11 protein-coding genes are annotated in these 12,538 nt (G+C 53.4%); 4 read left to right on the top strand and 7 right to left on the bottom strand.

The genetic code is table 11. The features are described from left to right. Positions 1-35: 35 nt before the first annotated feature. The 5 genes from secG to rlmE form a co-directional block, all read right to left on the bottom strand. Complete coding sequence (secG, locus tag AC6I8K_RS02500; protein WP_064737727.1) at positions 36-371, bottom strand: preprotein translocase subunit SecG; 336 nt, start codon at positions 369-371, stop codon at positions 36-38. A 217-nt stretch (positions 372-588) separates the two neighbouring features. Beyond that, positions 589-1,923: a phosphoglucosamine mutase gene (glmM, locus tag AC6I8K_RS02495; RefSeq protein WP_497826177.1), complete on the bottom strand. Its 1,335-nt coding sequence runs from the start codon at positions 1,921-1,923 to the stop codon at positions 589-591. A gap of 5 nt (positions 1,924-1,928) precedes the next feature. Beyond that, positions 1,929-2,762 (bottom strand): dihydropteroate synthase, encoded by an 834-nt coding sequence (folP, locus tag AC6I8K_RS02490; protein WP_483816715.1) that lies wholly within the window; start codon positions 2,760-2,762, stop codon positions 1,929-1,931. A 129-nt stretch (positions 2,763-2,891) separates the two neighbouring features. Continuing rightward, a complete protein-coding gene (gene ftsH, locus AC6I8K_RS02485; RefSeq protein ID WP_064737730.1) occupies positions 2,892-4,799 on the bottom strand; it encodes an ATP-dependent zinc metalloprotease FtsH in 1,908 nt (635 codons plus the stop codon). Between the two features lie 175 nt (positions 4,800-4,974). After that, on the bottom strand, positions 4,975-5,604 hold the full coding sequence (gene rlmE, locus AC6I8K_RS02480) for a 23S rRNA (uridine(2552)-2'-O)-methyltransferase RlmE (RefSeq protein WP_007886684.1): 630 nt from the start codon (positions 5,602-5,604) through the stop codon (positions 4,975-4,977). A gap of 125 nt (positions 5,605-5,729) precedes the next feature. On the opposite strand from rlmE, the gene yhbY reads away from it, so the two are divergent. After that, complete coding sequence (gene yhbY, locus AC6I8K_RS02475; protein ID WP_007886683.1) at positions 5,730-6,023, top strand: ribosome assembly RNA-binding protein YhbY; 294 nt, start codon at positions 5,730-5,732, stop codon at positions 6,021-6,023. Between the two features lie 126 nt (positions 6,024-6,149). On the opposite strand, the gene greA is transcribed toward yhbY, so the two are convergent. Beyond that, positions 6,150-6,626: a transcription elongation factor GreA gene (greA, locus tag AC6I8K_RS02470; RefSeq protein ID WP_008104312.1), complete on the bottom strand. Its 477-nt coding sequence runs from the start codon at positions 6,624-6,626 to the stop codon at positions 6,150-6,152. A gap of 246 nt (positions 6,627-6,872) precedes the next feature. On the opposite strand from greA, the gene dacB reads away from it, so the two are divergent. Genes dacB through pmrB form a run of 3 tightly spaced genes read left to right on the top strand, consistent with a single transcriptional unit; the run spans position 6,873 to position 10,026 of the window. Then, the gene (gene dacB, locus AC6I8K_RS02465) at positions 6,873-8,306 is read left to right on the top strand and encodes a serine-type D-Ala-D-Ala carboxypeptidase (protein ID WP_176970222.1); all 1,434 of its coding nucleotides are present in this window, start codon (positions 6,873-6,875) and stop codon (positions 8,304-8,306) included. Beyond that, positions 8,306-8,968 carry a two-component system response regulator PmrA gene (gene pmrA, locus AC6I8K_RS02460; RefSeq protein ID WP_497826176.1) on the top strand — a complete coding sequence of 221 codons (663 nt, stop codon included), beginning with the start codon at positions 8,306-8,308 and terminating at the stop codon, positions 8,966-8,968. The genes dacB and pmrA overlap by 1 nt, the downstream gene beginning before the upstream one ends. Beyond that, positions 8,965-10,026, top strand: coding sequence for a two-component system sensor histidine kinase PmrB (gene pmrB / locus AC6I8K_RS02455; RefSeq protein ID WP_497826175.1), 1,062 nt, complete (start codon positions 8,965-8,967; stop codon positions 10,024-10,026). The genes pmrA and pmrB overlap by 4 nt, the downstream gene beginning before the upstream one ends. A 6-nt stretch (positions 10,027-10,032) precedes the next feature. Here the strand turns inward: pmrB and AC6I8K_RS02450 are convergent, their stop codons facing one another. Then, positions 10,033-12,303, bottom strand: a complete 2,271-nt coding sequence (locus tag AC6I8K_RS02450) for a TonB-dependent siderophore receptor (RefSeq protein WP_497826174.1) — start codon at positions 12,301-12,303, stop codon at positions 10,033-10,035. Between the last annotated feature and the right edge of the window lie 235 nt (positions 12,304-12,538).

Here is a 12,538-nt window from a genome sequence, read left to right as displayed (position 1 = left end):
CGACGCTCATTTGTCGCATTACAGCGTTGACGATCTTACTGCGGGATATCATTGCCCGGCGTTGCCGGTTTAGCTGGCTGAGTCTGCTGTTCAGACTGCGCCGGCGCACTGAGGTTATCCCACTCGCTACCTTTGGCTGTTTTATTACTGTTCAGGTTACCCAGAACCAAGCTGATGATGAAGAACAGCGTAGCCAGTACCGCGGTCATGCGAGTCATGAAGTTACCAGACCCATTTGAACCGAACAACGTACCAGAAGCGCCTGCACCGAATGAGGCTCCCATATCAGCGCCTTTGCCTTGCTGCAGCATGATCAAACCCACGAGGCCAATCGCTACAATAAGGAAAACAACTAACAGAGCTTCGTACATAATCAACCTGTTTCCTTGCGCGTTATCTGCACAGTTAAAGCTTCAACCAATATCGATGGGGAGTCTCGTCATCACCCATCAGAAGCGGGTGTGAATACTAACCAAAGGCACATACCTCTGCAAGTGCAATTTTCACCATCGCTTTCGATTGCGGAAAAAAGCACCACCCCGGTGATTTTACAGGCGGAAAGGGCAAAAACTCGCCGCCTGAAATGAGTTAAACCGCTTTTACTGCATCGGCGATTTTATGCGCCAATGCGCTGACCTGCGCCTCATCGTCACCTTCAACCATCACACGAATAAGTGGTTCAGTGCCAGATTTGCGCAACAACACGCGACCGCGTCCCGCCAGTGTTTTTTCTACTTCCGCGGTCACGGCCTTTACGCTCTCACTTTCCAGCGGATCGTGATCGCCAGTGAAGCGCACATTGACCAAAATCTGCGGTAGCATTTTCATGCCGCTGCACAGGTCGTGCAACGTCATGTGGTTGCGCACAATTGCAGTGAGTACTTGCAAACTTGCTACGATGCCGTCGCCGGTGGTGGTTTTATCCAGCAGAATGACATGCCCGGAGTTTTCTGCCCCTACACGCCAGCCCTTCTCCTGCATTTTTTCCAATACATAGCGATCGCCCACTTTCGCCCGGGTGAAAGGAATACCCAGCTGTTTCAACGCCAGTTCCAGGCCCATATTGCTCATCAACGTGCCCACCACGCCGCCGCGCAGTTGGCCCTGACGCAGCCCTTCGCGCGCAATGATGTAGAGAATCTGATCGCCATCGACTTTTTGGCCCAAATGGTCAACCATCATGATGCGGTCACCGTCGCCATCGTAAGCCAGTCCAAGATCGGCCTTCTCTTCCAGCACACGATGCTGCAGCAGACGCAGATCGGTCGCGCCGCAATCTTTGTTGATGTTCATGCCATCCGGTTGCGCACCGATCGCAATCACGTTTGCACCAAGCTCGCGCAGTACGTTAGGAGCAATGTGATACGTGGCGCCGTTAGCGCAATCAACCACAATTTTCAGCCCGTTCAGGCTCAGCTCACTTGGGAAGGTGCCTTTACAGAATTCGATGTAACGACCCGCTGCATCCACAATACGACTGGCGCGACCCAGTTCAGCCGACTCAACGCAGGTGATGGGTTTTTCCATCTCCAGCTCAATCGCTTCCTCAACCTCGTCCGGCAGCTTAGTGCCTTCAGCAGAGAAGAATTTGATGCCATTGTCGTCAAACGGATTGTGAGAAGCAGAAATAACAATGCCCGCTTCAGCACGGAAAGTGCGTGTCAGATAGGCGATCGCGGGCGTCGGCATCGGGCCAGTGAAGGCCGCCGACAATCCCGCCGCTGCCAGGCCTGCTTCCAGCGCCGATTCCAGCATATAACCAGAAATCCGCGTATCCTTACCAATCAATACTTTACGTGATCCCTGACGCGCCAGTACTTTACCGGCCGCCCAACCCAACTTAAGGACAAAATCCGGGGTAATCGGCGCTTCACCCACTTTGCCGCGGATACCATCTGTACCGAAATATTTACGATTACTCATGTCTTTTATCCTTTTGCTCTCCGTGTCGCTTCGACGACGCGCATCGCTTCGACTGTCTCTTTCACATCATGTACGCGAATAATTTGTGCCCCTTGCATGGCGGCAATCACCGCGCAGCTGAGGCTTCCAGTCAGGCGCTGGGCCGGACCGACATTTAATAGCTGCCCGACCATCGACTTACGCGACATCCCAACCAAAAGCGGTAATCCGTGATGGTGGAAATGGCTCAAATGTGCCAGCAGTTCATAGTTGTGGCTGAGATTCTTACCGAATCCGAAGCCAGGATCGAGTAGCAGATTCTCTTTTTTAATACCTGCGGCTTCACATCGCGCAATCTGCGCGGCGAAGTAAGCGTCCACTTCGCTGACAATATTGTGATATTCCGGGGCCTGTTGCATGGTGCGCGGTTCGCCTTGCATATGCATCAGACATACCGGCAAACCGGTATCTGCCGCCGCTGCCAACGCGCCTGGTTCGGACAGTGAGCGAATATCATTAATGATGTGAGCACCCACTCGCGCCGCTTCGCGGATCACTTCAGGCTTGGAAGTATCTACTGAAATCCACACTTCAAAACGCTGCGCAATCGCTTCCACCACCGGGATGACACGCGCCAGCTCCTCTTCCACGCTGACTTCTTCGGCTCCGGGACGCGTTGATTCTCCGCCAACATCGATGATGGTCGCCCCAGCGTTCACCATCTCATTGGTATGAGTCAACGCATCGACCAGCGTGTTGTGAGTTCCACCATCAGAAAAAGAGTCCGGCGTGACATTTAAAATACCCATCACATGGGGAAACGAGAGATCGAGATGGGAATCACGAGCGAACAACTTCATGGTGAAAATCTCCTTGAGGAAAAACGGAATCGCGAGATGTAAAAAACCCCGGACTTGCCGGGGTTTACATGGGCACAAGCGCTGTAGACTGCGCATCGAGCGGCGGAAAAACCTGCCGCCCGAGTGCCATCACATGATCTTGTCTGAACCCGGTGTTTTCGGGTCATCAACCGGACGTGGAGCCTGCGTTGAGTCGCCGTTACCAACAGCAACTTTCGCCTCTTCCCAGCCCGCAGGTGGTCGCACTTCACGGCGAGCCATCAGATCGCTGATTTGCGGCGCATCAATGGTCTCATACTTCATCAGCGCATCTTTCATCGCGTGAAGGATGTCCATGTTTTCGTTCAGGATACGGCGCGCACGCTGATAGTTAGTATCGATAAGGTGTTTAACTTCCTGATCGATAATGCGCGCCGTTTCATCTGACATGTGTTTTGCTTTCGCAACTGAACGACCGAGGAACACTTCGCCCTCTTCTTCAGCGTAAAGCAACGGACCTAACTTCTCAGAGAAGCCCCACTGCGTAACCATGTTGCGTGCAACGCTGGTCGCCATTTTGATATCAGATGAAGCACCGGTAGAAACATAGTCCGGACCATAGATGATCTCTTCCGCCAGACGTCCACCGTAAGCGACAGAAATACGGCTTTCCAGCTTCTGACGGTTAGCACTAATCTCATCGCCCACTGGCAAGAAGAACGCCACACCTAAAGCACGACCGCGCGGGATGATGGTGACTTTGTGCACCGGATCGTAACCCGGCACCAATGTACCCACAATGGCATGCCCCGCTTCATGGTAGGCAGTTGATTCTTTCTGCTCTTCGGTCATCACCATGGAGCGACGTTCCGCACCCATCATGATTTTGTCTTTGGCTTTTTCAAACTCAACCATCGAAACAACACGCTTATTGCCACGCGCAGCAAACAGCGCAGCTTCGTTGACTAAGTTAGCCAAATCAGCACCGGAGAAGCCTGGCGTACCACGTGCGATAACCGACGGATCCATATCGGTAGACAGCGGCACACGACGCATATGCACTTTCAGAATCTGTTCACGACCACGAACGTCTGGCAGACCTACCACAACCTGACGGTCAAAGCGGCCTGGACGCAGCAGCGCCGGATCCAGTACGTCTGGACGGTTCGTTGCTGCGATAACGATGATGCCTTCATTGCCTTCAAAGCCATCCATCTCAACCAGCATCTGGTTTAGCGTTTGTTCACGTTCATCGTGACCACCGCCTAAACCGGCGCCACGCTGACGGCCAACCGCATCGATTTCATCGATAAAGATGATGCACGGCGCCGCTTTCTTCGCTTGTTCGAACATGTCACGCACACGTGATGCACCGACACCCACAAACATTTCAACGAAGTCAGAACCAGAAATGGTAAAGAATGGCACTTTCGCTTCGCCAGCAATGGCTTTTGCCAGCAGCGTTTTACCGGTACCCGGAGGGCCGACCATCAGGACGCCTTTCGGAATTTTACCGCCCAGTTTCTGGAAACGGCTCGGTTCACGCAGATACTCGACCAGCTCACCGACTTCTTCTTTGGCCTCATCACAACCGGCCACGTCAGCAAAAGTGGTTTTAATCTGATCTTCGGTCAACATGCGGGCTTTGCTTTTGCCGAAGGACATCGCGCCCTTGCCGCCGCCGCCCTGCATCTGCCGCATAAAGAAAATCCACACGCCAATTAGCAGCAGCATCGGGAACCATGAGATGAAGATTGAAGCCAGCAGGCTTGGTTCTTCAGGCGGTTCGCCAACTACTTTGACGTTTTTGGTCAACAGGTTATCAAGTAACTTAGGATCGTTGACGGGGATGTAGGTGGTGTATTTATTGCTGTCTTTTTTGACAACGTTAATCTCACGCCCGTTAATTCGTGCCTCGCGGACCTGATCTTGGTTCACTTCCGATAGGAAAGTTGAATAATCAACCCTACGGCCATTCGACTCGCTGGGCCCAAAGCTCTGGAATACAGACATCAGCACGACCGCGATGACTAACCAGAGAATCAGGTTTTTCGCCATGTCACTCAAGGGATTAACCTCATATTACAACGATGTTAACAGACAGCGTAGGGTACTATAGATCCTTCATACCTGGAATCGCAGTGCGGATGATTTTGCTTGTTTACCCTAAAACTCAGAATTAGACATCAGAGTAAACGCATTGGTCGTCTTGCTTTGATTCCGATAATTCGGGCTAAAGTTTGCGCCCCGTCGCCACAATGTACACTTCACGCGAACGTAATCGCGAAGCGTCCGGCTTACGAATTTTCACTTTCGTAAACAGGGAGCGAATTTCCCGCAGGTATTCATCGAAGCCATCTCCCTGAAACACTTTCACGACAAAACTGCCGCCTGGGGCCAGGATATCCCGACACATTTCCAGCGCCAATTCTACCAAATACATCGAACGTGGAATATCAACCGCAGGTGTACCGCTCATGTTGGGTGCCATATCGGACATCACCACCTGCACCTTTTGGTCGCCTACGCGCTCCAGCAAGGCGTTAAGTACCGCCTCATCACGAAAATCGCCCTGTAAAAAATCAACGCCGACAATGGGATCCATTGGTAACAGATCACAGGCGATGATACGACCACTTGATCCGATAAGCTGTACCACATATTGCGACCAACCGCCGGGTGCTGCACCCAGATCTACAACCGTCATGCCGGGTTTGAAAATCTTGTCACCCTGCTGAATTTCTTCAAGTTTAAACCAGGCACGCGAACGTAACCCTTTTTTCTGTGCCTGCAGCACATATTTATCGCTAAAGTGTTCCTGTAGCCAGCGACTGGAACTGGCCGAACGCTTTTTACCCGTCATAATATTTCCAATTAAATCGTCATCGTAGCGATAAATCAGCACGCAATGGTCGCGTTGATTTGGCGATATACCCGAGATGGCGGTAGAATGAACCGTTTTCAATCCCTGAGTAAGCAAAAAATACGATGAATCTGAGTACCAAACAAAAACAGCACCTAAAAGGCCTTGCCCATCCGCTTAAGCCGGTTGTCATGCTGGGCGGTAATGGCCTGACTGAAGGCGTGCTCGCCGAAATCGAACTGGCGCTTGAGCATCACGAATTGATCAAGGTAAAAATTGCCTCGGAAGATCGTGAAACTAAGCAGCTGATCGTGGACGCTATCGTGCGTGAAACTAAAGCAGGCAACGTACAGGTCATCGGCAACACGCTGGTGCTATATCGCCCTGCCAAAGAGCGTAAAATCACTCTTCCGCGTTAATCATGCCTTTAAAGGTGGCGACGGGCAAAGAAAGTGCCACGCTCCTGCATGTGATAAAAGGCCGCAATGCGGCCTTTTTCCTTTCTTTACAAAATGCAGCGACATATTGCAAAGCGTAGCAATATCTTAAAGGTATTCCACCTTCAGCACTTCATATTCAACGTCCCCACCCGGGGTTTTCACAATCGCCACATCATCTGCTGATTTTCCAACCAATCCACGCGCCATCGGCGAATTCACTGAAATCAGATTCTGTTTGAAGTCAGCTTCATCGTCACCCACGATGCGATAGGTGAACTCTTCATCCGTATCCACATTGAGGATGGTCACAGTCGCGCCAAAAATAACGCGACCTGTTTTCGGCATGGCGGTCACATCAATGACCTGCGCATTGGAGAGTTTGGCTTCGATCTCTTGAATACGCCCCTCGCAAAAACCCTGTTCTTCGCGAGCCGCATGATATTCGGCATTCTCTTTCAAATCGCCGTGCTCACGGGCTGTGGCGATGGAGGCGATAATGCGCGGACGCTTCACGGATTTCAGTTCGTTCAGCTCTTCGCGCAGCTTCTCAGCGCCTTTCAACGTCATCGGAATCTGATTCATTTTGGCTCCTCGTCATCTATCCTGGTTAACGGCGTCATCCTGACCGGTGACAGCAGAAAACAGCTTCTGCGGCGCGTTACCTCTTTTCACAAGCAAAAGAAGCCTGACCCAGAAAGCTTTCCGGGTCAGGTTCGGTTTTGCATTTTGATACGTATTTTACCCCAGAGTTCCCTGTGGGTCATCGTTTACTTTGCACCGTCCGGGGACGTAGTATTGACGCCTTCACCCGTCAGTTACCGCGAGATTATGCGATTTTCACGACTTGTTACCGGATTAACCTGTGCGTTTATGCTGCAGGCACAAGCAGCTCCCGTTGAAGAATACATGCAGTATTTGCCAGACGGCGCAAACCTGGCGCTGATGGTACAAAAAGTGGGCGCATCCACCCCGATAATCGATTATCACGGCAAGCAGATGGCGTTACCGGCCAGCACCATGAAAGTGGTGACAGCGCTGGCGGCCTTGTTAGAGCTCGGGCCCGATTTCCGTTTCCAGACCACCATGGAGACCAAGGGTGCAGTTAACGATGGCACCTTGAATGGCGATTTGGTGGCGCGCTTTGGCGGCGATCCAACGTTGAGCCGTCAGGATCTACGCAATATGGTCGCGGCGCTGAAAAAGCAGGGCATTACCCATATCAAAGGCAATCTGGTGATCGACACCTCGGTATTCGCCAGCCACGATATGGCCCCCGGCTGGCCGTGGAATGACCTGACGCAGTGCTTCAGTGCGCCACCTGCTGCGGCGATTGTTGATAAAAACTGCTTCTCTGTTTCGCTGTATAGCGCCAACACGCCGGGCGAAAATGCCTTCGTGCGCATCGCGTCGTATTATCCCGCCCACATGTTCAGCCAGGTGCGCACCATCGGTCGTAACAGCGGTGACGGGCAATATTGCGAATTGGATGTGGTGCCAGGCGAGCTCAATCGCTACACCTTAACCGGCTGTATGCGTCAGCGTTCCGAACCGCTGCCGCTGGCGTTTGCCGTACAGGATGGTGCTGCGTGGGCCGGTGAGATTCTAAAGGCCGAGCTGCGCGCCGCCGATATTGATTACAGCGGTCATCTGGTCCGCCAGGCGCAAGTCACATCGCCGGGTACCGTATTGGCTTCAACACAATCTGCGCCGCTGCATACGCTGCTGCACACCATGTTGAAGAAATCGGACAACATGATTGCCGATACCGTGTTCCGCACTATTGGCCATCACTACTTCAATGTGCCGGGCACTTTCCGCGCCGGTTCGGATGCGGTACGTCGCATCCTGCGTGAGAAAGCCGGCGTCGATCTCGGTAACAGCATTCAGGTTGATGGCTCCGGGCTTTCGCGTCATGACCTGATCGCGCCAGATACCATGATGCAGGTGCTGCAATACATTGCGAAAAATGATTCGACGCTAAATTACATTTCGATGCTGCCGCTGGCCGGTTATGACGGCACACTGCAATATCGTGGCGGACTGCATGAAGCGGGACTGGATGGCAAAGTGTCGGCGAAAACCGGTTCGCTGCAGGGCGTCTATAATCTGGCAGGATTCATCACCACTTCCAGCGGTGCGCGCGTAGCCTTTGTCCAGTTCCTGTCCGGCTATGCTGTGCCGCCGGAAGATCAGAAAACGCGCCGTATTCCGCTGGTACGTTTTGAGAGCCGCCTCTATACGGATATCAACAAGAACAACTGATGAAACTGCTCATTGTTGAAGATGATGCGCTGTTGCAATCCGGCCTTGCGCAGGCGCTCAGCTCGCAAGGTTACGCTATTGACTGCGCCAGCACTGCCGCGGAGAGCAATGCGTTGCTGCGTAGCGGTCAGTACAGCTTGATCGTGCTCGATCTCGGCTTGCCGGATCGCGATGGCGCTTCATTGCTGCGACAATGGCGGCGCGACGGCATTGCGGTGCCGGTGTTGATCCTCACGGCGCGCGATGCGCTGGAGGATCGCGTCGATGGTCTGGATGCTGGGGCCGATGATTATCTGGTCAAGCCGTTTGCGCTGGTTGAGCTGCAGGCGCGTGTACGGGCGCTGATCCGCCGCTATCAAGGCCACAGCGATAACCTGCTGCAACAGGGCGATCTGACGCTTAATCTCAGTTCACAGCAGGTGCTGCTGGAAAGCATTCCACTGGAGATTACGCCAAAAGAGTTCGCGCTTCTCACCCGCTTGTTAATGCGCGTGGGACAAAACGTGCACCGTGAAACGCTGCAGCAGGATCTTTATAGCTGGAATGACGATCCCGGTTCCAACACCCTCGAAGTTCACATCCACAATTTACGTCGCAAGCTCGGGAAAGATCGCATCAAAACCGTGCGCGGCGTTGGTTACCGCCTGGAAATCCGCGAATGAACAGCATGCGTCAGCGGTTACTGATCATGCTGGCGCTGATTCTCCTCACCTGTCAGGTGATGAGCGCCATCTGGCTGTGGCACGAAAGCCGCGAGCAGATCAGTTTTTTAGTCAACGAAACGCTCTCCGCCCAGGCGCGTAACGATCGTGTCGAGAATGAGATTCGCGAAGCGATTGCCTCGTTGCTGCTACCGTCGTTAGTGATGGTCGCCCTCACCTTACTGCTGTCGTTTTGGGCGATTAACTGGATTATCCGTCCACTGAAATCCCTGCAAGACAGCCTGGCGCACCGTTCAGCGGATAACCTGACGCCGTTGCCGATCTACTCCGAGATGGATGAGATCGTAGCGGTGACGACCTCGATCAACCATCTGTTTTCACGCCTCGATCACACGCTGCAACATGAGCGATTATTCACCGCCGACGCGGCGCACGAGCTGCGCACGCCGCTGGCCGGATTGCGCCTGCATCTTGAGCTGCTGCATCAGCAAAACGTGCCGCAGAGCGAAATGCTGATTGAACGTATCGATCAGCTGATGCACACCGTTGAACAGTTGCTGATGCTGTCGCGCGCGGGGCAAGCGCTGGCGGGCGGTCACTATCAGCAGTTGCTGTGGCAAAAAGACATCATGCAGCCGCTGGAGCCAGAAATGGCGGAGATGTATCTCCAGCGTCAGCAAAAACTGCACTGGCCGCAGAACCACGATGTCCCGCAGCAAGGTGAAGCGGTGCTGCTGCGTCTGATGCTGCGCAATCTGCTGGAAAACGCCTCGCGCTATAGTCCGGAAGGCAGCGAAGTTGCGGTAAAGATGCAGCAGGACAAGCAGCAGGTGATTATCGAAGTGTGGGATCAAGGTCCGGGCATTGAAGCCACCGCAGCCGAAGAGTTGACGCAGGCGTTTCGTCGTCGCGATCAACGTTATGGCGGCAGCGGTTTGGGTTTGAATATTGTGCTGCGCATCGTTCAGATGCATCGCGGCAGGCTGGAGTTGGTGAACCGTGAAGATTGCAGCGGGCTGATTGCCCGCTGCTATTTACCGCATCAACTGATTGGCTAAATGCCGTTAGAAGTGGGTGTTCAGGCTCATAAAGTAGGTACGCCCGGATTCGTTGTAAGTGTTGGCGCCCGCGCCATACAGATACGAGTTGGTGTTGGCGTTACCGGTGGTTTGTGCATTACCTTCGCGATAGTGACGTTTATCGAACAGATTATCGATACCTAAAGTTACGCTGGCGTACTTGTTGATATCGTAAGTGCCGCTCATGCCGATAATTGAGTACGGACTCACTTTGTCGATCGCGCTGCCGGTCGAAGCATTGCCTTTGTAATCATACTTCTTCGGCGTTTGCGTGCCGTACCAGGTCAACGTGGTTTGCAGCGAAAGATCCTGCGTAGCCTGCCAGCTCAGCGTCGAATTCAGCGTGTACTCAGGAATCACCGATAAACGATCGCCGGTCTCTTTGTTCTTGCTCTGCAGCATATAGGTGAAGTTGTTGTTCCACGTCACGCTGTCAGAGAACGGCACGTTGACGGTGCCTTCCAGTCCTTCAACCACCGCTTTCGGTACGTTTTCCCATTGATAAATATCCGTGGTGCCATTGGAGGCTTTGCTCGCAGGCGCGTAACCGGCTTCAATCTTGTTGCGGTAATCGTTGCGGAACCAGGTCAAACCGGCCTGATAACCCTGGTGTTTCCACTCCAGCCCAATCTCTTTGTTAATGCTGTTTTCCGCTTTCAGATCGCTGTTACCCTGCAGATAACAGGCGCCAGTGCTGGCCGCGCAACCTTGACCGTTACTGTATAGCAGATAGTTCGGGTTGGTTTGATACAGGCTCGGCGCTTTATACGCGCGGCCAATGCCCATCTTCAGCGTGAAATCATCCCCCAAACCTTGCGACAGGTTGAGAGACGGGCTCCAGTTATTGCCGACAATCGAGTGATGATCAAAACGCAGGCTTGGCGTCAGCATGGTGCTATCGGTCAGCTCCATATTGTCTTCAGCAAATAGCGAGAAAATCTCCGCCTGCGAATAAGGGCTGCGGCCGGTGTTGTCGATGCCTGGCACCGAACCGTAGCTCGCCGCCTGCGCGGTTGACGATCCATCTTTCATGCGCTGCTGGTTCCATTCGGTACCCAGAGTCGCAGTTTGATTAAATAACAGTTCAAACGGAATACTGACTTCGCTGTGCAGCAGCACGTCATCCAGCTGAATGGTGTTGAAATTGCTGTTGGAGAAGATGCCTTCGGTGCCGCCCGCTAAACCTTCGTTAATGCGTGAGTTACGCGTCTTCTCATAACGCGCGTAGGTATTGGTGCTGACGCCGTTATCCCATGCGCCGGTCCACTTCAATGAGACGTTCTGGCGATATAAGCGGTTGGTTTCATCGCCATACAGACTTTTCACCAGCGCGCTGGTGTTGGTGTTCTGGGTATCACCCGCATACAGATTGCCCTGACGGCTGAAGCCAGCCTGCAGTTCCAGCGTTTGCATTGGCGCAAACGCCCAGCTTAGCAAGGCATTGATGTCTTTATTGACCGAGCCTTCACGCCCCGATGGATAACTGCCCGCATAGGTGCCGGTGCGCGCTGCCGCATGCCCTTCGTTAATGTCGTAAGCATCTGCCTGCGTTTTGGCTAAACCGCCGTACAAACGGAAGTTGAAATCATCGCCCAACGGCCCTTCGAGACTGAAGTTGGTGCGTCTGGTAGCGCCTTCCGCTTTGTGTTCCGGCACGTTGTAATAGGTGTTCCATGAACCGTGCCACTGCTGATCGGTCTGTTTTTTGGTGATGATATTCACTACGCCGCCCGCCGCGCCGTTGCCGTAACGCACCGCTGCGGGTCCGCGAATCACGTCAATGTGATCGATCATCTCCGGCGGCACCCAATTGGTATCGCCGCGCGTATCACGCTCACCACGCCAGCCAAGACGCACTGAGTTGCGGCTAGTGATCGGCATACCATCCACCATGATCAAGGTGTTTTCCGGGCCCATGCCACGAATGTCGATCTGGCGATTATTGCCGCGCTGGCCGCTGGTGGAGTTACCGGTCAGGTTAACGCCCGGCATGGTACGGATAATTTCTGACACATCACGCGCGGGCGGATGTTTTTTGATTTCGTCGGCGGTGATGGTGGAGACGCCCGGCGCTTGCAGGTTCTGCTGCTGCGCGGTGACCATCAAGGTGCCGCCGTCCATGGATTGAGCGTCGGTCGAACTGGCTGAGGTTTTGCTGGAAGAAGTGTCCGCTGCCCAGGCGCCGCCAGAGAGCAGTGAGGCGCTGAGCCCCAGTTCAATTAAAATGGCTACAGATAACCGTGAATACTTTTTCATTTTTTTGCGTTCCTGGATGGCCAGAAAAAGCCGCAACAGGCTTAACTGGCGCGCCGGTGAGAAGATCCCTGTTCCTATCGCGCCTCGTTCCAGACCCTTCAAACCCTCCGTAGCGCAACCTTACCGAACGGTAAGCATCAGGCGGAACGAGCGTGCTCATTTTTGAGCGCAGCCACCCTATTGCAAATGCAAATTATTATCAATAGTATTATTCATCAAGCTTATGTAAATCTCC

Source organism: Pantoea sp. X-Soil-ISGK-421 (genome assembly GCF_059730785.1).
Note: the sequence above shows the minus strand (reverse complement) of the source record. Positions and strands in the feature narration are given on the sequence as shown.

Bases quoted from the DNA above. Each gene is read 5' to 3' on its own strand.
- secG (WP_064737727.1), bottom strand. From the start codon at position 371: ATGTACGAAGCTCTGTTAGTTGTTTTCCTTATTGTAGCGATTGGCCTC.
- glmM (WP_497826177.1), bottom strand. From the start codon at position 1,923: ATGAGTAATCGTAAATATTTCGGTACAGATGGTATCCGCGGCAAAGTG.
- folP (WP_483816715.1), bottom strand. From the start codon at position 2,762: ATGAAGTTGTTCGCTCGTGATTCCCATCTCGATCTCTCGTTTCCCCAT.
- ftsH (WP_064737730.1), bottom strand. From the start codon at position 4,799: ATGGCGAAAAACCTGATTCTCTGGTTAGTCATCGCGGTCGTGCTGATG.
- rlmE (WP_007886684.1), bottom strand. From the start codon at position 5,604: ATGACGGGTAAAAAGCGTTCGGCCAGTTCCAGTCGCTGGCTACAGGAA.
- yhbY (WP_007886683.1), top strand. From the start codon at position 5,730: ATGAATCTGAGTACCAAACAAAAACAGCACCTAAAAGGCCTTGCCCAT.
- greA (WP_008104312.1), bottom strand. From the start codon at position 6,626: ATGAATCAGATTCCGATGACGTTGAAAGGCGCTGAGAAGCTGCGCGAA.
- dacB (WP_176970222.1), top strand. From the start codon at position 6,873: ATGCGATTTTCACGACTTGTTACCGGATTAACCTGTGCGTTTATGCTG.
- pmrA (WP_497826176.1), top strand. From the start codon at position 8,306: ATGAAACTGCTCATTGTTGAAGATGATGCGCTGTTGCAATCCGGCCTT.
- pmrB (WP_497826175.1), top strand. From the start codon at position 8,965: ATGAACAGCATGCGTCAGCGGTTACTGATCATGCTGGCGCTGATTCTC.
- AC6I8K_RS02450 (WP_497826174.1), bottom strand. From the start codon at position 12,303: ATGAAAAAGTATTCACGGTTATCTGTAGCCATTTTAATTGAACTGGGG.